This window comes from Psychrobacter okhotskensis (assembly GCF_965638355.1).
Lineage (GTDB): Bacteria > Pseudomonadota > Gammaproteobacteria > Pseudomonadales > Moraxellaceae > Psychrobacter > Psychrobacter okhotskensis.
Genome location: NZ_OZ281822.1, coordinates 1,088,365 through 1,114,307, shown reverse-complemented (window position 1 = coordinate 1,114,307; position 25,943 = coordinate 1,088,365). Strand labels below are relative to the sequence as shown.

The following is a 25,943-nucleotide window of genomic DNA, read 5'->3' as shown; positions in this document are numbered from 1 at the left end:
ATTCTGTACTGAGTTTTACATTTATACCGAATGTTAACTTTGCACTGGCTAAATGATGTCTTTTTTATTAGCCGCTTGCTGCTGTTTGCTATCGGCTAGCTTTTCATCATAATTAATATAAGGCACTTTTTTAATCGCATAAAGCTTAAACGCATGCCAATAAATACGCGTTAGCGAGGTCATATTCATCAGCGGATTTTTGCGTAAGCTATCGCGAACCGTTGCCTCGGTCATCGGCACCCCAGACACCTTGATACCAGTCTTTAGCACCTCTCCCCGCTCGTCGCTAATATCGATGGCAATACGCACTTGTAAGCAGTTATCTGGCTGTTTTTTAACTTTAACCTGCCAGCGATAGAGCTGGTCGATAGGATTAAATGGTGAGACATGAAAGTCTTTATCATGGCAGAATTCGGTGTCCGTCCCATCTAATAAAAATACGTAATAGTGACGTTTATTCCACGGCGTATTAGAGACCTCAGCCAGTAAATGCGTTGGCTGTTGCTGCTCATCAAAACCCAGATAAAAATTCACGGGGCTAAAATATATACCAGCATTGCGGCAGACAACCAAGCCCAGCATGTCACCACTTGGCGCGCTACCAGCATGGGTCATAAAAGCCTGACGCAGTCTTTGCTCAAGTTTTTGATAGCTACTGACGTTAGCTAATTTATTGTTGGCTACTCTATTATTAGCTTCTTCACCGTTTTTAGCATTTATATCAAGCGATTTTCTGGCATCATTTGGATTATTACTTTCACTTAGGCTATTTGGCTCTTGCGACCTTAATCTTTGTGATATGCCTTGTAAATAATCATCAGGATAAAACTGCTGTAATGCCTTTTTTCCTGTGGAAAATAGTGGCAGCCCTTTTAGGCGCTGACGTTTGCCATAGCCTGCTGTATCGACTTCAGGGAGCGCCTGCCCTGCTGCTAACGCGCTAATATTGACACCCCAATAGCGATACGGGTACACAAACTTATGCACATTTGGCAGTAGCCGACTGTGCCACGTATTCCCATGAAATAACTGGTGCGGCAAGCTGTCAGAGGTACAAGGTAACTCATGAGTTGACATTGCGTGAGACGGATGCACTGGGGTCATCATAATGCTCTCTTTTATTTCACTCATTACTATGCTGCTTGGTACTATGTTGCTCGGCTTTACGCCGACCAAATAAGCCACGTTTTTTCTTTTGCGGCGAGTCAGTAGCGGCAGACTGTAAACGGTGAACGTAATCAACCAATTCTTGATTGGTCGTTGCCGTCACTACCTGACGCTTTGTCAGTGTGCGCGACTGTTTATCGGCTTTTACTGGCAAGTCTTTATAACGAAACGGCGTGTGTGCGCTATCACTATCCGGCAAGTGACTTGGGTCGACTTCGTCTTTTATGTCAATATCATACCCAAGCGCTTGGCAAACTCTTAGACCACTGCGTACACCATCTTCATGAAAGCCATTGAACCAATACGCACCGCAAAAATGCGTATGCAAACCACTGCCAGAGATGCGTGACCATTGTGTCTGCGCCTCAATCATCGCCTTGTCGAAGATAGGATGGCTATAGTCAATACGCTTAATAACTTGTCTGTCATCAATACCTTTATCAACGGTTGCTGGATTGAGGGTGACCAAATAATTATGCTTTTTGGTCAGCCGCTGCAAGATATTCATATGATAAGTCAGTACTGGCTTTGAGGCAGCCTGCTTGCCAGCATCAATCACGTCATTTTTTAAAGCATCCTTTGCATCTGTCTCATTACCAATAAGATAGTTCCAGCTTGCCCATGCTAGAGGCTTGTTGGGCAACACCTGAGTATCAGTATGCAGGACAGCGGTATTTTTGCTAAAGCGGAAATGACTCAACACCTCAGCTTCATCGGTACTGGCATCTGCTAGAATCTTGAGCGCGGTATCTGCATGACAAGCAAAGATAACGTCATCAAACACAAGGTGTTCAACCTTATCATCAGTGCGGCTCTTATCTTGAATGGTCAACGTCACCTTGTCGCCATCATCAGCACCCATACGAGTAACAGACTGCACCGGGCAATTTACCCTTACCTGGCCGCCTGCCTTGACAAAGCGTGGCAGCAATTTATTGACATATTGTTTAGAGCCGCCTTTGATGGTGAACCATTGCGGACGATTGACTACATCGAGCAGTCCATGATTATCAAAAAACTGGGCAAAAAATACCAATGGGAAATCTTGTACGTCATCCAGACTGGCTGACCAAATAGCAGACACCATAGGCAGCAGATAATTATCGGTAAATAGCGACCCATAGCGTTTTTGCGCTAGATAATCGCCCAATGTTTGCGCAGTAAAACCGCTGACATCTTGCCCCTGTGCACGCGCCGCATCATAATCTTGGCGCAGCTGCTTGATATGCTTATTAAACTGTAGGATATCTTTGATAAATTGCCAAAACTTAGGATTGAGGACATTCTTGCGCTGCGATAATAAGGTATTGAGCGTGTGACCGTTATACTCAAAATGACGCGCGATATTTTTTACTGAAAAGCTCATATCCGTTGCTTGAAACGGCACTTGTAACTCATGGAGTAAGCGAAAAAAGTTGGGATAGGTACGCTCATTAAAGACAATAAAACCGGTGTCTATTGCGCTGTTTTCTACTTTACTGCTCTTTGCTTTTTTGCCATCTTGTAGCGCCACATCAATGGTATTTACATGCCCGCCAATATAATCACTGGCTTCAAATATCGTCACCTCATGCTCTGCGACCAAATAATGAGCACAAGTCAGTCCTGAGACCCCCGATCCGATGATAGCGATACGCTTTTTCGCGGGCGCATTAGCTGAATCTTTAAAGGCGTTGGGCTGTTTTTTATTGGTTGACACTGTATTCGTACTGGCACGCTTACGACGGTTAAACAGCATAAAAGCATTCCTTTCTATATTTTTGTTTTTGCTATTATTTGGACGAGCGATATTTTATAAACACAAGGGCATTTCATTCATTTAATCGTTAGAGCATATCCTCTATCCAACTGAAACTCATCTCAAAGGGCTAACAATGAAGACATGCCCTAGGCTGTTATTTTTTACTCAGCTTACTACCCACTTGTTGCCAGACCAAATCTGGCAATGTACCCAGCACTTTTAATGGCAAGGTGAGTTTTTTAGGGAATTCGATAACATCATGGCCACTGGCAATACCATCGCGTATCGCTTGGCTTGCCTGTTTTGGTGTTTGGATAAATGGCATGGGAAAATCATTTTGTTTGGTCATCGGCGTTTCGACAAAGCCGGGAACGACTAAGCTCACCGAGATATCCTGCGGAGCAAGACTAATCTGTAAGGTTTTCATAAGATAATGGATAGCGGCTTTTGAGCTACCATAGGCTTCGGCACGAGCAAAAGGCACGTAAGCAGAGGCTGAGCCGATACCGACCAAGCGACCTTTTGAAGCAATCAGCTTTGGCAACACCCCTTCGATGGCGTGCGATAACGTGCCCATATTGACTGACATGACTTTCATAAACACACTACTGTCAAAGTTTGGCATGTCTAAATACTCACACATGCCAGCACCGCAAATGGCCACATCAATCTGGCTAACCTTATCAAAGGCGGCAATGACTTTTTCTCGATCCATAAGATCCAAATCAATCGTCTCTGCCCCTAATGCTTTCAGCTCAGCCAGTGCTTCATCATCTCGTCCAACGGCATAGACATGATGACCGTCTAGCAGATAGTCTTTGGCCAGTTGCTTGCCAATACCTGAGGTCGCGCCAGTGATAAGTATGTGTTGTTTTTCGGGAGCGTTTGTCATCGTTAATATCCTTGTTAACCATTTTTATCATATAGAAATTGTGACGGGTATAAAGCACTTATAATTCGTTTTTTGTTTTTATTGAGAGTGAGTATTAGTAACATTTACATTAACTAAGTACATCACTTATTTATCAAATCTAAATAATTATAGTATAAGGCTGCGGCGCTATTGTTGTGACTTCGCAATCAATGACGTACAAGTCATGCTAGCAATATGACATATATTTGATCAAATAAAGGCTAAAACCCTCTGCAAAAGCGTCATTTTCTGTTACTGCCTCTATGAGACAGCGTAATAGCAGCATGCTACAATGCCAAAACTGGCAAGCTTTATACTGAGCGCTAACGACTTATTATTCAGTAATAGCCATGTATTATTCGGCGATGCCTGATATGAATAATAAAATGATGCTAAAAAACGCTTAAACTACCTTATAACGTGTCCTGATAATGCTTAAAACGTTATATAATTACCAGCAGATTTTCACCAACCCACTCCCATACGAAAAGGAGCTCTCATGAGCGAATTGCAATTGTCTGACCGTGTCAACAACATCAAACCATCCCCTACCTTAGCAATCACCAATAAAGCCAAAGAGCTAAAAGCCTCAGGCAAAGATATCATTGGTCTAGGTGCTGGCGAACCTGATTTTGATACGCCAGAACATGTCAAAAAAGCAGCAATCGATGCCATCAATGACGGCTTCACCAAGTACACTGCTGTCGATGGCACCCCAGAGCTCAAAAAAGCCATCATTGAGAAATTCAAGCGTGATAACGACATCAGCTATGAGCCAAATGAAATCTTGGTATCGGTCGGTGGTAAGCAATCCTTCTTTAACCTTGCCCAAGCTTTTATCAATCCTGGTGATGAAGTCATCATTCCAGCACCGTACTGGGTCAGCTATCCTGACATGGTCATCATCGCAGAAGGCGTGCCAGTCATTGTTAAATGCCCAGCTGAGCAGGACTTCAAAATTACTCCAGAGCAATTAGAAGCTGCCATCACTGACAAAACCAAAATGCTGGTATTGAACAGTCCTTCTAACCCAACGGGCATGATTTATACGCTAGATGAGCTAAAAGCTATCGCTGAAGTGCTGAAAAAGCACCCACAAGTCTATGTGGCCTCTGACGACATGTACGAGCACATTCGCTGGACGGGTGATAAGTTCTACAATATCTTGAATGCTGCGCCTGAGCTTAAAGACCGCGCTATCATCCTAAATGGCGTATCAAAAGCCTATGCGATGACCGGCTGGCGTATCGGCTATGCTGGTGGCCCTGCTAAATTAATTGGTGCGATGAAGAAAGTACAATCGCAATCAACCTCATGCCCGACCTCTATCAGTCAAGTCGCTGCCGAAGCTGCTATCAGTGGTGACCAAAGCGTACTAGAGCCTATGGTCGCGGCATTTGAAAAGCGTTGTGATTTGGTCGTTGACGGTCTAAACGCCATTAAAGGCATCACATGTCTACGTCCTGATGGCGCATTTTATGTCTATCCTGATATCAAACCGCTCATCAAAGCCGCTGGTCTATCGTCATGTACTGAGTTTTCAGCATGGTTGTTAGAGAAAGTTGGCGTTGCGGTCGTTCCTGGCGATGCCTTCGGTCTGGGCGGTTATATGCGTATCTCTTACGCCACTGATGAAGCGACACTAAAAGATGCGTTATCACGTATCGAAAAAGCGGTTGCTGATTTAGACGTTGCTGAATAACGATTATATTTAATCTACTATAAACAGTAATAAGCATTAGAAATATGTAAATAAAAAAGACGCCCACATATCCTTTATGTGAGCGTCTTTTTTATTGTGGTTTTAACAACTACCGATAATGAAAAACGTCTTAAAAACCGTCATCATCCTATTAAAAACCATTAATGTTGTTAATTATGCAAAAAAAGCTTGACGTATTTTTTATCTTTGCTAGAATACGCCCCACTTAGCAAGAACTCGTTAGAGACTTTCTAAGCTCGTTGTAAGCCATGAAACACTTACAGCTTATTCTCCAATAGCTCAGTTGGTAGAGCAACGGACTGTTAATCCGTGTGTCCCTGGTTCGAGCCCAGGTTGGAGAGCCATATTTTAGTAGTAAATTTTTTGAGTCATCTTTGATTCGATTATGGCATTTGCCAAGACCCTCATCACTTTGATGGGGGTTTTTTTATGGGTGCTATTTATTGCTTTATGTTTTAGATATTACTGAAAATATTTTACTACCGACTCATGAAAACGACCGTCAGTACTTATAGTCAGTCCAATATTAAAAAGATACAGCTGGACTGGGATGAATTTTTTGCAGCCTCTGTCGGCATAGGCACAGCAAGCCAGAAAAATTCATCCCAGTTCCGCGTTATTAAACAACGTATCCATTTATTTAATATTAACTATAACTAACGGCCGTATTTTAAATTATTATCGGTAACTATCTCTCGGTAAATATAAGGTAAATATCTCTCGGTAAATACAAGCAGTTACGGTAAGAAAATTGAAATATGCGCTTGCTCTTTATTTTCTTGGATGACGTTATCATAAGCTGAGAGTTGATGATCCGTGAAGCTATTGGTCAGATACCACATAGTTGTAAATATCGCCGTCAATAGCACTGCCATTACGGCAACGATGATCCATAGCGGTGTCTCACTGGTCAGTGTGTGCTTAATCTGATCAGGAATCGCCCAAAATGGCGAAAACTCGTTTTTATTACCACGCAAATGCTCAATCTCATCACCCAAACGCGAGATAAGATAGCGTATCTTTTCTGGCGCCTCTAAACGATACTTTCCTTGAAAGCCAAGCAACATCGCATAATGATAGACTTCTAACGCTGGCAGACGCCTCTCCCCTTGTTCGCGCAGACCATCTAAGCGCTCAAAGAACTCATTGCCAGCGATTTGCGAGCCAAACAAATCTAACTGTAAAGGGTTTAGCTCCCAAGCATCCTTTAACGTTTGAAACTCTGGCTCTTGCGACGTCATGATTGTCTCATCAATCAGCGCACAATAAGCGTACTTGGCTTCGTGAATATCTTCTGACAAAAAGCCCTTTTTACGAGCGTTCATTTCGAACTTATCTAAAAACTCGTATATTTTTTGACGGAACTTACGCGGTTCGGTACTAAAATAATGATTACGCAATAAGAAAACCAAGTAAAAGCCGTCATACATGATATCAACCAGCGACTGGCTGCTGATGCGTCTATCAAGGCCATTCGCTGATACTTTTGATGCCACCTCGCCTGAATCTAGCAATGAAGGCGCAGAACCCGTTGAATTGTTTGCTGACATGATCGTTCCTAATACTAATTATTTGAAATACAACTGAATAAAAGGGTTTGGTTAAAGATTATCCATAAGCAAAAATTGAGTGAGATATTTTAGATATAAACATCAATTTCTCATAAACCCTTATTCATAACATTTCTCAGAAAAACTACTGCACGATGGCCATCAGCTCTATTTTTAAGTCATCAAAGCCGTTCGGTACATAAATACAGATAGACTCAGACTTAATCATCTCATCATACAGCTCACCGACCGGTTCGATAGTGAAGTAGCTAAAGCCTGGTCTTACCGGTATCGCACTAGGTACTTGGGTGACATGCGAGACTGGTGACCCCGGTAGTGCTGATAGTACCCGCTTCTCTACCGCGTCTGGCGTTGCCACTTTAAAGCGTCTTGGCACGATATCAATGAGCTCATGCATCGGTAGCGATGAGCTAACCGACAGATACAGCTGTGAGCTGCGAGTAATCTTGTCACTGCTCAGCTCCCCTGTGTAGTAAGACGGTTTATTTTGACGCAAAGGAATAGAGATAAAGTTGCTAGCAATCACCGTATTGAGCAGTTCGCGAATGATCAAAATGATACTGATAAAAGACTCATTGGCATTGTTATGCTGATAAGAGGGCAAATCACCTACTTTATATAATGAGCTAAAGGTCGCCAATTGACTGGCAACATTCAATAGCGCCTCATAAAGCCGTTCTGGATGTAGCTTGGCATTATTGTATAAATGGCTGAGCTGAGAGTATGCGGTATTTAGCGTATGCAAAAGCCAAAAAGACGCAATGTCTGATGAGCGAAACTCTAGCAAATCATTGTTAGATTGACGATGATGGTCATAGAGAGAGGTGGACTTGGTATTAATCATCGTCATCAAGCGATAGACTTGGTTGACCAATGCAGGATTACTGGTGATATGGACGCTAGGCACAATATAATCCTCGTCCACTTGGTAGACACCTTGGGTGGTACGCAGCAACTTAGCAACTAGCAAAGAGACGGTATCTTGACTGGGCGCTTGAGCAGAATGGCTCAGCTGCAAGCTTGGTGACAGTTGAATAACATCGATCATCGCTTCGGCAGCTTGACTGTACAGATCTTGTGCCTCGACCGTATTTCTCACATAGCGTGCTGGGTTATCGCTTTGCTCTGTCTGTATATTGCTACCGCCACTATGAACAATCTCAAGGCTCAAAAACACGAATATCTCATCGTCGTTACGGTGAGTATCAAGCGTGATTGGCTTTGGCAGCGCATCGGTACGTGGCGCTTGATAGATAGTACCGTCTGGTAGCACACCGTAGATGCTTTGGAAGCTTAATAAATTGCTCTCTAGTAATTGTTTATCAATTTGCACGTCTGCTATGCCATAAGCATAAGGGTGCATCAGTGTCATACTTAGTGCACGTTGCGAGTTATGATAGCTGTCTTGAATCTGAAAATGCTGGGGTCTTAAAAACAGTCCCTCTCCCCATAATACTCTATGTTTACTCAAGGCTATCTCCTACAAGCAGCTAACCAGCGGTTGCTGATAATATTTAAGTTTGGTGGTAAAGTCAGGCACTAACTCTGGATTGACGCCTTCTTTGATATTGATATCACAAGCGCCGATATTTAAAACCAGCGCTCGGTCAAAATCGATACTATCAAGTGGTATCAATACCTGCGAGCGTTTCTGCGTATGTCTCAGTCCAACTTTGATGGCAATAAACTGTGCATCCTGTGGAATACTTAGCTTAAGACTGGTGGCACGATTGGGAATGACGCTAACTTCTTTAGCAGCCCGCTCCTCTACCTCAGCGAATTGATTCTCTTCTTCTAAAAATCCAATATAAGCCGTACTCGCGGTGCCTTGTTTGGCACGTCCAGCATTGGCATTAGCCGCAGGCAGGATTTGCAGAGTAATACTTTGACGTTTTAGCTGTTCTTGCAAGGCTTTTTGCTCGTCATTCATTGACTCAAGCCGCTGTTGCTGTTGCTCTAGTTGCGCTTTTAGGTTTTGTAAATCTTCATTCATTGCCGTGCTTTTATGGCTAATAACGTCTTTCATGCTATCGATGACGGAGGCTTCGTTATTGGTGTCTGACTTGCCAGCCAGTACAGACGCATTACTATCAGACTTACTAGCGCCACTGAGGCTACATCCTGATAGCGTGGTCGTTAATACCCAACCAAGAGCCACTGCCGCTATAGATAATTTCATACATTTGTCCATATTATTTCTGTATTTTGCTTTGTTATTGTCGTTATTGACTGGTCAAAATCTCTGCCATTTGCGGGCGACCAAGCACGCCTTTTTTGCGCAGCTCAACATGGCCCAAATCCATCATACGCCAGTCGCCGCCCCACACTAGTCCAGCCGATTTTGCTACTTTACCATATAACTGGTAGCCCTGCATCGCCCATGGATCCTTTTCAGTAATCACAATTTTACCATTTCTAATAAAGGCGCTATCGCCTGCTAGACCAAACTGATGATAGCTCTTATAAGATCCTGCCTTGGTGACATTTGGGCCTTTTTTGAGCAAGCGTGCTTGCCTTCCCGGACTACGATAGCCCTCTAGCAGCACCATGTCATAACCATATTGATCACTCATAACCTTATAGACAGTCAACAGCCGTTGGACAAACTCAGAGTTCATCTTATTCCAATTACGGTCAGCATTTCTGATGTTAATGTGCCCATTGCTGATATGCGATGCCAAAATATCACCCGAGTAGCCCGTACTGTGGTCTTGGGTATTTAAATCAGACAGGTCAGGTTCAGGGAGCATTAAAGGCCTTTGTACTGGTGACGCGTCCGTCGCCACCTCCGGCCAATAGCCCTCGTCGGTTTGCGTGGCTTGATAGCTGGCAATCTCTGCTTCTAGCTCAGCGAAAAGCTCAGCAGGCGGCGCAGGCGGTGGTCGCAATCGCTCCCCGACCAGTAATTGACTGATTTGCGAGTTGGCAGTATTCAACGAGTCATCTTGAGCATGATAAACCTCAAGAGAGTTATGCATAATCAGAAAATAACACCCCACTGTCGTCGTGAGAATGGCTAAAACAGATAAAGCAGGAACAATAGGAATGCTGTTAGGCGAGATACGTGGCAGAACTGGTAGCTTGAGCGTGGGGCGTTGAAGTTTGATCACCGAGACGCCTTGCCAAACAGTGCTCACCTTATCAAACAGTCGCTCATACAGCTGACGATCAAAAAGCATGATAATCACTGTAATGGAGACAAGCGTAAAAAGGATAACGACCAAATAAATCATAAGGAAAACAATGGCACAGTGAGGCATAAAGAAAAATAGCGGGCAAAGTATTGGAAAATACTAATGTTCAGCCATCAGCATGTCGTAGCTGGCTATTATATAGACAGATGAGATATTTTTTTATAAAAAACCCAACTTAATTGTATTTTTTATTAACTGGCTATATTGACTAATGATATAGCATGGCGATGAGCAAAAATCGAGAAGAAAAACTATTTTATACTAATTAACCAAGCAAAGTAATGATACATGGTAGCGAGAAATCTTCAAATACCATAAACTACCTCTAATAAAATTATGTAGATAAGGGGTATGGCAAGTGGGCGTAAAAAAGCTAATAACTTACGGGCGCTATGCTCTTGCACTTTTTTTAGTCATTTATCTGTTATTGGTTTGGATGTACTTTAAAGATAATACGCTGCAACTTACCTCTGCAAGACTGCTGCTATGGTTTGTGATTATTCCAATAATTTTGTTTGGCTTTATCGTGTTTATTAGATGGCGACAAAAAAAATCAGAAGCAGAAGAACTAGCGCCAGCTCAGAAAATAAGCAAAAAAATAAAGGCGCCACCTATCGATTCTTATCAATTGTTTATAAATAGTAGTATCTGTCTACCCGAAGGGATTGATTGGCCTGAAATCATAGACAATGATAACGATCTCACGGTATTGAGTGAAGCGCTATCAGACTTTGACGGCTTACCAATATTAACCAAGCCGATTGAGGGTGTCATCACCGAACGAGCAGCGCTCTACGCTTACGATAATGAGCTAGATAACGAGACATATCCTGAAGACGCGGCTGAAAGCCTAAATGAGCTAACCTTGCGTCTATGGGCATTGATTGATAATCAACTTACCGCAAGTGATGATGCACTAAGTGTACTGGCTCAGCATTTTGAGCGCATTATGCAACAAAATATCCATGAGCCAAACTCAGCGCTGAATATCCATCCAGAATGGCAGCAACACTACATCGCGAGCACACCAGAAGACTCCTCTGCAGAGGATAGCCTTCCCGTTATCTCATTGTCTACGCTGTCTGTTTATTTGTCTATTCCTGAGCTGGCTGATGCTAATTATCTGGTTGAAAGGCTAAAACAGCAATTGGCAACCTATGGTATTCCCGAGCAGCTACTCACTATTCAAACCATCATCGCTGATAAAAATCCTCGTCATACAGACTCTTTTCATAATAGCCATGACGGTGCTGATAGCGAGACCTATCAGCCGCTGCAATTTATTCACGGGCAACTTATTGCTCTGACCAAAGCTGCGACCCCCGAGATTTGTCTTTTTATCACCGTCGACTCACAGATTAATGAGCAATGGCTTGAAGCAAACTTATACGTAGACAACGCCTCCAATCTCTTGCCTACCGAAGCCGGTATATTGCTGATTTTCTATAACAAAGCCGCCAAAGACCTTCTCGATCTAGATCACAAGGTACGTTTTTCCATGACTGAAATTGGCGAGGCGCTACCCAATGATGCCAGTAGTATGGCCGCTGAGGTGCCGCAGCAGGCTTATAGCAATACTCGCCAGCATTATTTAGCAAATTTGAAAACGATAAAACAGCTGTTACTAGATAATTCATTTGCTCTATTAGATCGCCATGACGACAAAACCAAGGCAGAAGAAAAAAAGTCAGCGCAGGCCATTGACAATAAAACAACAATGACAGATACGTTAAGCGAAAATAGCATCACCCTCTTGTCAGACATTAATCCATCAACACAACCTTACGACTTATCCCTACTTATGACATTTATCGATGAATTTATAGCGCAAGGGGCGCTAGTAAATGACCACCATTTAGGGCATTATATGCCTCTGAACTCATGGTTACAGCCTTTTTTATGTCTCGCACTGTTGGTCAGCGCTGCCAAAGAACAGCCACAGGAGTCTGACATTAAACTCCTTATTACCCAACATAAGCACCGCTGTATGTTGTGGCTTGCAGAGTCCAACCAAACACTTTAGCCACTTTTAGTTCAGTTAATATTGCTCGTTTTATCGCTTATATCAGTCATTGTTTATGATGAAATGATGACTCTCTATTATTTCAAGATCACATTAGGTAGCAGGCATGTTCTCAAGGTTTTTTCATCTCATCTACAATCCAAGAGTGTTATTGGTCTTAGCTATCATAGTCGCTCTGGTCTTACTCTATGATTATGTCGCGCTACAAACCTTCTTCGTCATTATCGGTGTCTCCATAACCTGTCTGCTACTAGCGTGGTTTGGCTACTACTGGTGGAAAAAGCGTAAAAAGGCGGCCGCTGAGCTCGCAGATTTAGTAGAAGACAATAACGATGAAGGCGCTAATAGTGCCAATAGTAGTGCTGCTAAAGACGAGAATGCACAAGAAGTACAGGCCTTACGTCAGCAAATGCAAGACGCTATTAAGACCATTCGCAAGTCTAAAATTGGCGATCAAACTGGCAAAGCTGCACTGTACGAGTTGCCATGGTATATGGTCATTGGTAACCCAGCAGCGGGTAAAAGCTCGGCGGTACTTCACTCTGGGCTAAAATTCCCGTTTATGGAAAAAACCAACAAGCTGTCGGTACAAGGTGTCGGCGGTACTCGTAACTGTGATTGGTTTTTTTCTACTGAAGGCATCCTACTCGATACCGCAGGACGCTACTCTGCCTACGAAGATGACCGCTCAGAATGGCTGTCGTTTTTAAACCTATTGAAGAAGAACCGCCCCAAAGCGCCTATCAACGGTATTATTATCGCCGTTAGTATCGCTGAGCTTACCAAAAATGACCCCAGTTACGCGCTGGACTTGGCTAAAAACCTGCGTAGCCGTGTGCAAGACTTAACAGAGCAATTAGAAGTTTATGCCCCCGTTTATGTGGTATTCACAAAAATGGATTTGGTGTCAGGTTTCCGTGACTTTTTTCATGATTACGAGCAAGAAGAGCGCGGGCAAGTATGGGGCGCGACGATTCCCTATCCCGAAGACCCTGATAGCATCAATATCAGCGATGTGTTTGAAGAGCATTTTGGCGTGCTGGTTAACGGTCTAAAAGATCTTAGCACCACTAAGTTGTCTCTGCGTCACCAACGTACGGTATCTCCGAGTCTGATGACTTTTCCCATGGAGTTCCAATCATTACGGCCGATGATTAGAACGCTGATGCACGCCTTATTCGAAGACAACCCTTTTCAGTTTAAGCCCATACTACGTGGATTTTACTTCACCAGTGCCTTACAAGAAGGGCAAGTCAGCAGTCAAATGACCTTACAAATGGTGCAAAATTACGACTTGCAACCACCTGCAGTGCCTTTAAGTGCTCAGCAAGAAGCCGCCGACAAGCCTTACTTCTTGCATGATTTATTTTCTAAAGTCATCTTAAAAGACAAGCATTTGGTCAAACAACATAAAAACCGCAACAAGCGTAGCCATCGCGCGCTGGCCACCCTCGCCTCTGTGGTGGTGCTATGTACAGCGGTTGGTTTATGGACTTGGTCTTATGCCAATAACAAGCAATTGACTGAACGTGTAGAAGCTGACTTGCAGCAAGTCGCACTAATGCAAAAAAATGCTAATGGTGATTTGCAGTCACAACTTGAGTCACTCACTATCCTGCAAAGTCGAATAGAGCAACTCGAAGGCTACGACGAGAATCGTCCGTTGTCGCTGAGCTTTGGGTTATATCAAGGAGATAAGCTCAAAGAAAAACTGCTATCTGAATATTATAATGGTGTAGGCATTATCGTGTTAGCGCCTACCAAACAAAACATTGAAAGGTTTTTGACCGACGTCAATACGAATGCGGCAGACCTGAAAGTGCAGGAGGCAGAAACGTCAGCAGCTGAATCCGAAACCGTGAGCAACGACGCTTATATACAATCTGACCCTACCGACGTAGAGGATGCTTATAATGCGCTGAAAGCTTATCTGATGCTGGGCAATCATGAGCACTTAGAAACCAGCCATTTGAGCGATCAAATGACACGTTTTTGGCGCACTTGGCTTGAGTCCAACCGTGCTGATATGCCGCGTGACAAGATGATTCGTCAGGCTGAGCGCATCTTAAGCTTTACGCTTGCTCATGTCGACGACCCCGCCTTTCCATTGATTCAAAATGACTTGGGACTGGTGGATAAAACCCGTACGACGTTGTCTAAAGCCAGTAAAGGCCAACCTGCCCGTGAGCGTGTCTATTCTGAGATTAAAATGCGCTCCTCTGCTCGCTTTCCATCGGTGACTGTCGCACAAATTACCCAAGACAGTGCCAATGAAGTACTGCTAGGCAGTTATGTGATCTCCGGCACCTTTACCAAGCAAGCATGGGAATCGTTCGTGAGTGATGAGATTGATAGAGCTGCTACCAATAGAGTGGTTGCCGACGATTGGGTACTTGCGACCAGTAGCAAAGATGATTTGACGCTGACAGGCAGCCCTGAACAAATACGTCAATATCTGGTCAATCGCTACAAACAAGAGTACATCATTGAGTGGAAGCGCTTTTTATCACAGGTCTACATCCGTGATAGTAAAGGCTTCGACGATCATGCGCTCTTATTAAATCAGCTGTCTAACGCCACCGAATCACCGCTAAAAACACTATTTGAGACGGTAGATCGTCAGACCCAGTGGGACAATAAAGCCGCAAACCAACCCGCAGCGAATGGCTCCAACTCTCGGCGCTCATTTGTCAATTGGTTCAAGCAAACGATCCTGCGTCAAAGCCCAGCTGAGCTTCGTCAAGCAGAAGCGGCGATGAATAATGGCAGTAATAACAGTACTAATGAAGCGGCAGCCGTCCCTGCCAGCACCGGCATGGTAGCGCAGGAGTTCTCCTCAATACACAACCTAGTCACCCCAAGAGAAGACAATCAAGACTTATCGCTATTGGATAACTATTTGGCAAGCTTAGGAGATATTAGAACGCGGTTCAATAACATAGCCCGTAGCGATGATATCGGTCCTGATGCCTTGTTATTTGCTTCGCAAACGCTCAGCACTGAAGGTTCAGAGATGACCAAGTCCTTGCAGATCTTAGATGAGCAAATACTTAGCCAAGCCAACTCTGAAATAAAACAGCTGGTACGTCCATTGCTAAGCGAGCCGCTAACTCGCTCATTTACGATGCTCCTCACCCCGACTAAGGCTGAGATTAATAAAGTCTGGCAAGCACAAGTATACAAGCCCTTTTTGGATAACTTGGGCAATAAATATCCATTTACCGCCAATGCTAACTTGGAGGCAACCCCTGCTGAGATTGGACAGTTCTTTGGGGAAGATGGCTATGTCGCCAAGTTTGTTAACGAAACCTTATCGCCTTTTATCATCCGCCGAGGCGATCAAATCTCAAGTAAAATTTGGAATGGTGCAGGCTTAGGTCTGAATCCTAAGTTCGTCGCTGATTTTGGCAGATATTTTGTCAACTATACTGGTGGCAATGCTGGAAGCGCGTCAGGCGCGAGTGGTGGCAGTGCCACTGCCAATCAAACCACATTCCAAATCATGCCTTTACCGGTAAGCGGTTTGACCGAATATACGATCGTCGTTGATGGACAGCAGCTGCGTTATCGTATGGGTACGCAAGCATGGACGACGTTTGTATGGCCAAATCCAAGTAGCCAACCAGGAGCCAGCATCAGAGCCAAAAACTACGATGGCAGGGATTACACCATATTTGAGGAAGCTGGTAGCTTTGGCGTTGAAAGGCTGATTAATAGCGCCCGCCGCACTGAGCTTGGCGACAATATCTTTGAGATGGCATGGTCAGGTGATGGCATCACTATTCCGGTACGTTTTAGAATCATCAGTGGTAGCAGTAGCACAGCCAGTCAAGGGCGCTCTAACAACCCCTTTACTGGTATGAAACTCCCTAACGAGGTGATTGCCCTTGGGGTCACACGTACGGCAAGACCTGTTACGGATAATAGCGCAGCGGCTAATAGCAATAATGCTCGTGAATCAACCGGTCAAAATACTGAGCAAACGAGTACAGCCCCTCCAGTAGCAGGCGTGTTGAACTTGGCTCCTAGTACAGACGCCAATACAGATGCTAATACCAGTGCTACCACGAGTAACGTTCAGAACACCGAGGACAATAGTGGCAATGGCGCACAAACTGCCTCGTCTCCAACTACGGCTACCTCTGAACCGCGGGAGCCAACGCCATGACTCCTGAATCACTACCCCTAGTTTATTTTGGCAAATTACCAGCTCGTGGAGACTTTATCAGGGCGCGCGCTCATATCGCTGAGACCAATGCAATTGATCAATGGGTCAGTCAAGCCTTGGCGATATCAGAAAACTTATTCAGTGACGCGAGTGACTCGTTGATAGACAGCCCACCGACGAACAACATTGCTTTTTTGAACTTTAGTCACGTAGATACGGTATCTAACGAGATTATTACCGGCGTCCTGCTTCCTAGTCATGACAGTAGCCATAGAAACTATCCGCTTATCGGTTTTGGTGTGCTTCATCTCGATAAACCAAAAAGCTGGATGAACTACCTGCCCGTTAAGTCATTAACGCTGTGGAATGAGACTTATGAAGTCCTAAGCGTGGCTAAATCTAAAACCGATAGCGCTGAGGTTATGGCGGGTCTGAACGACGGTCAGCTTACCGTCAATAAAAACGCCAGTACCCACTATTACGATTTTATCAATACCACCACATTGCACGACATCGCGATATTGATGAACATCAGTAAATCACAACTGATACAACAAATCATAGCCACAGGCTTGTTATTCTTACCGACTTATAGCAAAGGCTTTAGCGGTCTGAATAAAGCCATATATTGGACCCTGACCTCTGACAGAGAAAATGCCATACATATGGCGACTTTTTGGCATGATCTTATTAGCGGTTTTTATCAGCCACACCAGCTCTATCTGAATACGTATCTGTACCGAGTTTCAAACTGCTACCGCCTGCTATTGAGCTTTACCAAGCCGGACGGTTGCATGCTTAGCCAGCTGGCAAGTAGTGAGGACAGTCATCCCGATGATTGGGTAATCATTGCTCATAGTGACTGGACACAAAGCTATATCGATGAAGATATCGGCTTAACTCGGTTTAACAAAATATTGTTGCAAGATGACCTTTATCTGTACGATACTAGACAACTGTTTAAAAAAACCTTCTTGGCACAGTAGCTATTCGATAATTGGTCGTTAACAAGCATGCTCTCAATAACAGTAAGATTAGAAAAGGTATTTTTATGCTAGCCCAAGTCTCAACCACAATACCTAAATTAACACGTCGTAAAAAAAGCCTATTATTCGCTGCTGTTACTTTGTCTATGAGTGCTGCGGTGTTTGCGGCTCATAATGATGCTCATATTAATAATAGCCCTGAAGATGTGCCTGTGGTCATTAAAGGTGTCGTAGCTACCAGCTCGGATAAGCAGCAACTCCTTGAAAAGCTAAAGGCGCAATACCCTAACAAGCCCGTCAGAGATGAGATCGAAGTGCGTTCTAACATTAGCATACCGACCAACTGGCAACAGGTAGCGACCGCTATTATCGATAGTGATATCTCCAATATCCGTCAGGGTCGTATTGATATTCATGGGACTACCATTAGCTTGCATGGCAAGGTGAGCAGCATTGAGCAAAAGCAAGCCATCCAAAACCGGATACACACGCGCCTCACCGATCTTTACCAATTAGAAAATCAATTGGTCGTCGTAGAAGGTGAGCAGCGACTTATCGATGACACCTTGGGCAACCGTATTGTCGAGTTTGAATCCGGCAGCGCGAAGTTGACCTCAATGGGACTGGGTATTCTAGACGATATGGCTGGCGTCCTGCAGCGTGTTGGCGATAAGCCAGTGACCATCATTGGACATACTGATAATGTGGGCAACCCAAGCGCCAATCTGGTCTTATCTAACAAGCGTGCCGAAGCAGTTAAGCAATACCTCATCGGTCGTAACATTGATGCGGCCCGTCTAAGTACCGCTGGTAAAGGTGACGCTGATCCTATCGCGAGTAATGACAATGAAGAAGGACGCACTCGTAACCGCCGGATCGAATTCAATCTTGGTGAATAACGCTGCTATATACGTTGATCATGGCAGCTAAGCACTGATGCTTATGATGCCGTCTCTGACACAAGAGGGACTACCCCTATGTTACGCTTGACCAACACCGTGCTTCCGATGCACCCTGATAGGCTGTATGCGATTGAAAGCAATAGCCAAGCCCCTTACGCCAGTGCTCGACAAGATATGGCGGCTCACCGAGCGTGGCTACAGAAACTGACTCATGCTCATGAGGAAGCACACATCATCGCTCAGCTGAACCCGAACGGCTGTCACCAGCAAGAGCAGCACGGTATTGATACCTATCTATTACACGTCTATATCCATGAGCGCCATCATCCCCCTTTCACACCGTTGACGGCTTTAATCGGTAGTGCATTAACCTTGAGCTTTGATACGCCGAGCGGATTGACCTATCGTCATCTCTATATCACAGCCATTCGTCAATTGGATCATGATGGCAGTTATGGCTATTACCGTCTGCTGGCACAGCCGATTACCTATCGCTTGCATCAGCATCTACACAGTCAAATAGACACCAATTTATCTGTTCTCACTATGGTCTCAGAGCGCCTCAGCACACTAGATGTGGACGTGGTCGATGACAGCAGCAACGGTGAAAATGATACGAACTGGATACCCGCTCGTATGACTCAGTGGCAAATGAGTCACTGGTCACATATTTGTGAGCGCCTCGCGCGTCAAGGGCTGACGGCTTATCTGCGCCATGAGCAAACAGACGATCACAGCCTGCCAAAGCTCATTATCACCTCCGCCCATCCCAGCGATAGCGATGGCGTCAGCCTAAATATTGGCGCATTACGCTATCAACAAATATTACACGACCGTGTCCATGCGCCTGTCTTGGCCATCAGTGAGCAGGTCATCACCCAACCAAACTCAGTAACGATGCAGCGCTTCAATGCAGCAAATGTCGCACACCCAACCCAGTCAGCCGATATTGCGACGAGCAATAATGGGGATAAAGAAAACAATCAAACGAGTAGTCATTCACTCACTTTAGACAGCCCAGCCGCCTTTGCACCAGTAACCGATACTGAAACTATAGATGAGGCAAGCATAGTCGCTCACAGCCATCAAAGCAGATATAGCGTCTATCACGCCCTCGCCCATGCCACGGATTTGAATGTTGCTGATACTTTTATGCTTGTCGATCACAGTGCGCTCAATCAACACTACCGTGCTACCCATATCGTTCATTTGGCACGCAATAGTCTGGCACATGTGACTGGACTCACCATAAGCCGCCGCCATCATCAGCGCCATGCCTCCTCTTTGGAAGCTGGCATTCACTTAACCCAGCTGAGCCTCATTACCGCTGATACCCCGTGGGTCGGTCCTCTATACAGCAGACAGGCTCTACCGCCGATGACAGGCATTACAGACAGTCAAAGCGATACAGACAGTCGCAACCATATGACCCCGACCAAAAGCTACTTACTGGATAGTCCAGCCCAACCTATCAATCGCCTTGAAGCACAAGCTGGCGCTAACTATGGCACACACTTCACCCATCGAGCGGACGACCAAACTCTCCTGCAGTCTATCGGTGATAGCGAGCATCTAATCAATACTGGCAGTCTATTGTCGTCTACGCGCCCAAGCCTATTTGCCACGGATAATGAACAAGCGGTCGAAAGTGGTTATCGCAACACGGGTAACGGTTTATCGGAATGGATCACTGATCACCGTACAGAAAAAGCGTACTCTCAGCTAAAAGTAGACAGTGCTGGGATATCTGCCAGTCTAAAAATGGGGGTCATCAATCCATCAGACACCGCCAAACGCGAAGGCATCAATGCGACTACTAACGCTCAAATCAATATAAAATCAGGCGAAGCCCTCGTCCTTTCCACTCAACCGCAAACTCATACGCAATCTGGACAGCATAACTACCAGCAGCACACCCCGACTCTGACTCAAACTGGTCTTGGAGGTCAGCACTTAACTGAGCGGTTAACGCAACTGGCAACAGGGCTTGGACGTCATGTCAATGACCACAAAGCGATTAAAACCCAACTTGAAACTATCGCAGAAGAACAGCAAACCAAAACCCATCAAACGATGCCCTACACGCTAATCGATAGCGCAGCATACAGTGCTTATGCCAGTGACGATACGCTGATTCACAGAAGTATGGGTGAGATGATAACCACCACTCAGCAAGACATGAATATCAGTAGTGGCGATAGTCATAACCAAGTCAGTAGCGAGTCTCTAAATATCATAGCCGATGGTCAATTTAGCATGACCAATGCCAAAGAGAATATTACCCTCTCCGCCCATACGGGTAAGCTTGAAGCCACGGCTAAGCAAGATGTGAATATTGCCTCCTCGACTAAAGAGGTTGAGATAGTAGCGACGAATAAAATTACGCTGACGGCTGGTGGTGCGAGTATCACTTTAGATGGTGGTGATATTACGATTACGGCAAAGCAGTTTACGGAGAAGGCTGGTAAGCATAGTAGGGCTGGAGGCGGTGTAGATGGGTTGGGATTGGCAGGGTTGCCTAACATTATTCCTGATAAAAAGACGTTGATGGATGGGGTTTATAACTTAGCGTATCAGTTTGTTGATGATGATGAGGAACCTTATGCTAATACGCCTTACACCGCTATTAATAAAGTAACAGGAGAAGAGTTTAAAGGTAATACAGATAAAGACGGTTGGTCAGAAAGGTTTCAATCTAATAGTGAAGACGATATTGAGGTGGTTTTGAAACTTGATTGGCAGAGTGATAATGAAAGGAGTAAGTAATGTCTTCATCTACAGGTACTACAAAATCTACACCCAATAATAATAAAAAAGTAAAAATTTCTCCTCCTATCGAGTTATTTTTACTATTTTGGGTTGATGAATGGGATAGTGGAACAAAAATGTTTTCTGAGTCAGCACAAACGAGACTAAAAAATATTAAAAAATCAAGCTGGTACAAGTCTAGTATTCATAAGGTTCACTGTCCTCCAATACAAGCCTTACAAGAAATACAAGTCATAATAAATAATTATATAAAAAAATACGGAGGCAAAAGTAAAGTTAGAACTAGAGAAGTAAGTATATTTTCTCATTCTGGAACTGATGGGCCTATCACTTATGATACACCTAACGACCCTCCGCTTAATGACAAAAAAAAGCAAATGCATATAGATGGCTGGTCAAGTATAGATTTTAACTGGGCTACATACAAAGGTGTAACTACAACTAGATGTGTTTTCTTTGGATGTAGATCTGCCTTAAAAACTAATTCTTTTGCTAAAAGAATTTCAGCATTACCGAACTATTCTACTGTTGAAGTTATAGGTCAAAGCACATCATCCTTCCCTTCTGTATTTCCTGATTACCGAGTAACGACAGGCGCTCGAAGTATTCCTATATTTGGAGGAGCAGGCTGGGATATTGCCAATACCTACATGGTAGGTAGCTTAGGCGGCAAGGGTCTTGATTCTATAACTTGGCAGGGAGTAGAAAAACCCAATCTTAAAGATTTTCCAAAAGCGGAAGTTATGAGGTTCTATAAAAATAACACTATTACTAATAATTCTCATCAAGGTATATTCAATGATCATAGGTAAGAAATACTATTGCATACCTTTTATTGTAATTATTCTATTATTAACTATATATTTAGTGAGTAAAGTTATGTCTATTAACGCAGAAAAAAACCTTTATATAGATATAGATGTCGACAAACATTTACAGGATAATATTGTGGTAAATATTGAGTTATTAAGGAATAGTCATGAATATAGTGAGTATGTTGAAACTAAGCTAATTAGTATTCATAATCAAGAAAAATACAGTAACTCGACGAGAAAAATTGATCTTGATAACTCCTTCGTTTATGAACTATTCGTCAACTATAAAAACAGAAAATTTTTTAGTATAAGTAAAGATCAAATATATGATCATTACAATACAGATGTAAAGAATAAATTCAAAATACTAGAAATAGACAATCAAATCTATCTGCTAGATTACGGTTTATATAAAAAAAATGAAAACTATGGTACTACTTTCGATACTTATCTGTTAGAAGAAAAAAAAATATCAGAATTACCTGATTCTAGAAAATTCACTTATTCTTCAGACCATGACCGATTTATAATTCAGCCGATGGATATGGACTCAATAAATTACTTTTCAAAACTTTCATATCCTGAATTGGAAGAATTTAAATTTATTCTTAGTGATCAAAAAAAGATTGAAGAGCTGAAAGCGCAGTAAAGTATATTAATAGACTGCACTAACAAATGATGGTGAGCACTCATAGAGCCGATGATCAAACGCTAGTTCAGTCTATTGGCGATGGTGAGCATTTGATTAATACGGGTAGTCTGCTATCGAATACCCGTCCTAGTCTGTTTACCACTGAGAACGAACAAGCGATAGAGAGTGGTTATCGCAATACCGACAATGGCTTATCAGAGTGGGTCACTGATCATCGTAGCGCGCAAGCGTACTCGCAGCTCAAGGTCGAAGACGGACAAGTGGGCGCAACGTTTAAGATGGGGGTTATTAATCCATCGGACACTGCTAAACGCGAAGGTATTAGCGCTACCACCAACGCGCAAATCAATATAAAATCAGGCGAAGCGCTCGTTCTCTCCACCCAAGCACAAACCCACGCTCAATCTGGACAGCATAACTATCAACAGCATACCCCGACGCTGACGCAAACAGCATTGGGTGGTCAACACTTAGCTGAGCGACTCACGCAATTGGCAACGGGACTAGGCAGAAACGTCAAAGACCATGCCAATATTAAAACTCAGTTAGAGAGTATCGCCAAGGAACAAGACACTAAAACCCATCAGCAAACACCTTACACGCTAATCGACAGCGCAGCAGACACAAGTTATGTCAGTGACGATATACTGATTCATAGAACTATGGGTGAGATGATTAATACCACTCAGCAAGATATGATGATCAGTAGTGGCGATAGTCATCATCAAGTCAGTAGCGAGTCTCTAAATATCATAGCCGATGGTCAATTTAGTATGACCAATGCCAAAGAGAACATCACCCTTTCTGCCCATACGGGGAAACTTGAAGCGACCGCTAAGCAAGATATCAACATCGCCTCCTCGACCAAAGAGGTTGAGATAGTCGCAACGAACAAGATCACGCTGACGGCTGGTGGTGCGAGTATTGTCTTAGAAGGCGCTAATATCACTATCGCCGCTAAGCAGTTTACGGAGAAAGCTGGGAAGCATAGTAAGGCTGGAGGCGGTATGGATGGGTTAGGATTGGCGGGGTTACCACAACATATCGTTAAACTAAAAAATTCAGTACTACGAAAACCAGATTGGGTTGCTTTTGAAGAAAATACTCTTGATTTAGCTGGAATGAAATGTCGCTTGACTCTAACCAATGGAGATTCTATAGATTCAATATTTGACGAAAACAGTTATGTAGAGTTTAAAGATATATACGGCGAAGAAGTAAGAATATTTGAAATTTTATTTGATGAAAAGACTAAATCTAAAAATAGCTTAGTTGACGATATATTAAAATTAATGTCCGAGTAATATTAAATAAAGGAGGTTTCTATGAGCGGTTACACAGGAGTTAGTGATTATAACTCTGCCACTAGAGCTTGGAAAGATAGAGTTTATCTTGAAGAACAAGCTAAAATTAATAATATAAATTATGTTGATGGGACGGAAGTCCTTAACCATTCTATCAAAGGATTTGAAGGTGCAGCCTCTAAATTCGCTAAAGATTTCATAAAAGATGCAAATGCTAGAATTAACTATACTAAAAAAATAAAAGAGATTTCTAATGAGACTTTAAAGGCAGTAGATAGTGGAAAGATTACTGTTGTAGAAGGTTTAGAGTACAGTAGTAAAATGCGTAACGTAATTATGGAAGAAACAAGAAGTATAACATCAGTACAAAGTCAGGCTGGGGCAATTAAAATGAAGAAAGTTGGAGTTAGTACAGAAGATCTAATGGATAAGTATTCAGAAAAACTTTTTTCCAAAAAATTTAATAAACTAAGTCCAATAGAAAAACAAAAAGTACAATACCATATTATAGAGGCTTCTGGTAGGAACCGTAAAAGTGTAACAATAAAAGTAAAACGTTTAAAGGTATTAGGTAAGGTTCTTTGGGTAGTTACTGCTGCCTTAGCAATCTATTATATTGCTACAGCAGAAAATAAAGTTAAAGAGTCATTTGTTCAAGGTGGCACTATTGGTGGTGGCCTAGCTGGAGGTACGCTTGCAGGAATGGGAGCATCAATAATCTGTGGGCCTGGTGCTCCTATATGTTTCGTTGCCGTAATACTAGTTGGTAGTGACCCCTGCCGTCAAATCCGTACAGTTAAACTTGGGAGATTTTAGTTACGCAGCCTGACGATAATAGTCAAACCACACCTGTCTTGGCGATTTATAGCCTAAACCCTTTTGAATTCTCGTTTGGTTGTAGTACAACTCGATATATCTAATGATATCGGTAATGGCGGCAAATCTGGTCTTATAGTCCTGATGATATATTAACTCATTCTTTAATACGCCCCAGAAGCTCTCTATAGGTGCGTTATCAAAGCAGTTACCTTTAGCGCTCATTGAGCCTGTAAGCTGATGCTGCTTGATGATCTTATGGTAGGCATGACTACAGTACTGACTGCCTCTATCAGAGTGAACGACTAGCCCTTTACTGGGTCGTTTGTTCTTAATCGCTATGTTGAGTGCACGGCATACTAAATCTGCGGTCATACGCTTGTTAATAGCGTAACCGACAAGCTCTTTAGTGTATAAGTCTTTAACGCCTGCTAAATACAGCCAACCCTCAAGTGTCCAAATATAGGTGATGTCACTGACCCACGCTTGGTTAGGGCGACTGGCATCAAACTTCTGATCCAGTACGTTTGGATAGATCAGCTTGTTGTGATTGGAGTCGGTAGTGACTTTAAAGCGCTTGTGGCGACGGCATTTGATGCCATGTTCCTCTTTAATGCTTCTAACCATGTATAGGCTAATGTCATGGCCTTGCTCGGTGAGCGTTGCATGCAAACGTTCATAACCATAACGTTCTTTACTTTCACTGTGAGCGGCTTTAACGAGTAGCTCGCAATGGTTGCGATGTATCTGCTGCTCGCTGATATCGCGACTCAGCCAGTCGTAGTAACTTGAATGCTTAATCTTTAGCACACGGCACATAGTGGTGATGCTAAAGAAGTGCTGGTTATCTTTGATAAAGGCGTACCTGACTAGCTGTGCTTTGCAAAGTACGCCGTCGCCTTTTTTAATATCTCTCGTTCCTCTTCGGCTACTTTAAGCTGTCGTTTGAGGCGCTTGTTCTCTTCAATCACGGCTATGAGCTGTGGATCGTACTGCTCTGTTCCTACAAGCTTGCCTTGGTTGGCTTTGTTATGCCAATTAGATAAGGTCTGCATGGCGATGCCAAGCTGCTTTGCGGTCGCTGAGATATTGCCATTATTGTTTGCTATCTTCTTAACGGCTTCTGCTTTAAATTCTGTGCTGTAAGTTCTGATTTTCTTGGTCATGGTAAACTCCTGTGAATACGCTTAGTTTACCAA

The 25,943-nt window shown here is 43.4% G+C and carries 18 protein-coding genes and 1 tRNA gene; 11 read left to right on the top strand and 8 right to left on the bottom strand.

Translation table 11 applies throughout. The features are described 5' to 3' along the window. Positions 1-48: 48 nt before the first annotated feature. From ACSUPM_RS04825 to ACSUPM_RS04815, 3 genes are all read right to left on the bottom strand, one after another. Positions 49-1,107 (bottom strand): DUF1365 domain-containing protein, encoded by a 1,059-nt coding sequence (locus ACSUPM_RS04825; protein ID WP_436880250.1) that lies wholly within the window; start codon positions 1,105-1,107, stop codon positions 49-51. Between the two features lie 16 nt (positions 1,108-1,123). Next, positions 1,124-2,905, bottom strand: coding sequence for an NAD(P)/FAD-dependent oxidoreductase (locus ACSUPM_RS04820; RefSeq protein ID WP_025652087.1), 1,782 nt, complete (start codon positions 2,903-2,905; stop codon positions 1,124-1,126). A gap of 157 nt (positions 2,906-3,062) precedes the next feature. Then, the gene (locus ACSUPM_RS04815; RefSeq protein WP_025652086.1) at positions 3,063-3,800 is read right to left on the bottom strand and encodes an SDR family NAD(P)-dependent oxidoreductase; all 738 of its coding nucleotides are present in this window, start codon (positions 3,798-3,800) and stop codon (positions 3,063-3,065) included. Positions 3,801-4,320: 520 nt separating this feature from the next. Here ACSUPM_RS04815 and ACSUPM_RS04810 point away from each other — a divergent pair. Together ACSUPM_RS04810 and ACSUPM_RS04805 are read left to right on the top strand one after the other, a co-directional pair. Beyond that, complete coding sequence (locus tag ACSUPM_RS04810; protein WP_010200026.1) at positions 4,321-5,523, top strand: pyridoxal phosphate-dependent aminotransferase; 1,203 nt, start codon at positions 4,321-4,323, stop codon at positions 5,521-5,523. 289 nt (positions 5,524-5,812) lie between these two features. Beyond that, positions 5,813-5,888 (top strand) — tRNA-Asn (locus ACSUPM_RS04805). Between the two features lie 393 nt (positions 5,889-6,281). Here ACSUPM_RS04805 and icmH read toward each other — a convergent pair. The 4 genes from icmH to ACSUPM_RS04785 all read right to left on the bottom strand — a co-directional run bounded on the left by icmH (position 6,282) and on the right by ACSUPM_RS04785 (position 10,294). Continuing rightward, positions 6,282-7,094 (bottom strand): type IVB secretion system protein IcmH/DotU, encoded by an 813-nt coding sequence (gene icmH / locus ACSUPM_RS04800; protein ID WP_025652084.1) that lies wholly within the window; start codon positions 7,092-7,094, stop codon positions 6,282-6,284. Between the two features lie 145 nt (positions 7,095-7,239). Beyond that, entirely contained in the window at positions 7,240-8,586 is a 1,347-nt protein-coding gene (gene tssK / locus ACSUPM_RS04795; protein WP_025652083.1) for a type VI secretion system baseplate subunit TssK, read from the bottom strand. 9 nt (positions 8,587-8,595) lie between these two features. Continuing rightward, a complete protein-coding gene (locus tag ACSUPM_RS04790) occupies positions 8,596-9,294 on the bottom strand; it encodes a hypothetical protein (protein WP_201617370.1) in 699 nt (232 codons plus the stop codon). Positions 9,295-9,337: 43 nt separating this feature from the next. Further along, the gene (locus tag ACSUPM_RS04785; protein WP_227674862.1) at positions 9,338-10,294 is read right to left on the bottom strand and encodes a M15 family metallopeptidase; all 957 of its coding nucleotides are present in this window, start codon (positions 10,292-10,294) and stop codon (positions 9,338-9,340) included. A 451-nt stretch (positions 10,295-10,745) separates the two neighbouring features. Here ACSUPM_RS04785 and ACSUPM_RS04780 point away from each other — a divergent pair, with 451 nt between their 5' ends. The 9 genes from ACSUPM_RS04780 to ACSUPM_RS04740 all read left to right on the top strand — a co-directional run bounded on the left by ACSUPM_RS04780 (position 10,746) and on the right by ACSUPM_RS04740 (position 24,744). Further along, the gene (locus ACSUPM_RS04780) at positions 10,746-12,332 is read left to right on the top strand and encodes a hypothetical protein (protein WP_436880249.1); all 1,587 of its coding nucleotides are present in this window, start codon (positions 10,746-10,748) and stop codon (positions 12,330-12,332) included. 106 nt (positions 12,333-12,438) lie between these two features. Further along, entirely contained in the window at positions 12,439-16,500 is a 4,062-nt protein-coding gene (gene tssM, locus ACSUPM_RS04775; RefSeq protein WP_436880248.1) for a type VI secretion system membrane subunit TssM, read from the top strand. Then, the gene (gene tagF / locus ACSUPM_RS04770; RefSeq protein ID WP_025652078.1) at positions 16,497-17,486 is read left to right on the top strand and encodes a type VI secretion system-associated protein TagF; all 990 of its coding nucleotides are present in this window, start codon (positions 16,497-16,499) and stop codon (positions 17,484-17,486) included. Before tssM ends, tagF begins: the two co-directional genes overlap by 4 nt. 65 nt (positions 17,487-17,551) lie before the next feature. Beyond that, positions 17,552-18,385, top strand: coding sequence for an OmpA family protein (locus ACSUPM_RS04765; RefSeq protein ID WP_025652077.1), 834 nt, complete (start codon positions 17,552-17,554; stop codon positions 18,383-18,385). Positions 18,386-18,463: 78 nt separating this feature from the next. Beyond that, positions 18,464-21,154: a DUF2345 domain-containing protein gene (locus ACSUPM_RS04760; protein WP_025652076.1), complete on the top strand. Its 2,691-nt coding sequence runs from the start codon at positions 18,464-18,466 to the stop codon at positions 21,152-21,154. Continuing rightward, positions 21,154-21,969, top strand: a complete 816-nt coding sequence (locus ACSUPM_RS04755; protein WP_025652075.1) for a hypothetical protein — start codon at positions 21,154-21,156, stop codon at positions 21,967-21,969. Before ACSUPM_RS04760 ends, ACSUPM_RS04755 begins: the two co-directional genes overlap by 1 nt. A gap of 67 nt (positions 21,970-22,036) precedes the next feature. Continuing rightward, positions 22,037-22,621, top strand: coding sequence for a hypothetical protein (locus tag ACSUPM_RS04750; protein WP_156915640.1), 585 nt, complete (start codon positions 22,037-22,039; stop codon positions 22,619-22,621). Between the two features lie 32 nt (positions 22,622-22,653). Further along, positions 22,654-23,928 (top strand): DUF2345 domain-containing protein, encoded by a 1,275-nt coding sequence (locus ACSUPM_RS04745; RefSeq protein WP_198015435.1) that lies wholly within the window; start codon positions 22,654-22,656, stop codon positions 23,926-23,928. Positions 23,929-23,949: 21 nt separating this feature from the next. Then, positions 23,950-24,744, top strand: a complete 795-nt coding sequence (locus tag ACSUPM_RS04740; protein WP_350588510.1) for a hypothetical protein — start codon at positions 23,950-23,952, stop codon at positions 24,742-24,744. On the opposite strand, the gene ACSUPM_RS04735 is transcribed toward ACSUPM_RS04740, so the two are convergent. Further along, positions 24,745-25,910, bottom strand: a protein-coding gene (locus ACSUPM_RS04735) for an IS3 family transposase (protein WP_156915624.1) whose coding sequence is annotated in 2 segments (ribosomal slippage) — positions 24,745-25,652 and positions 25,652-25,910 — 1,167 coding nt in all. Because the reading frame shifts where the segments join, the coding sequence is not laid out codon by codon here. Positions 25,911-25,943: the final 33 nt, after the last annotated feature.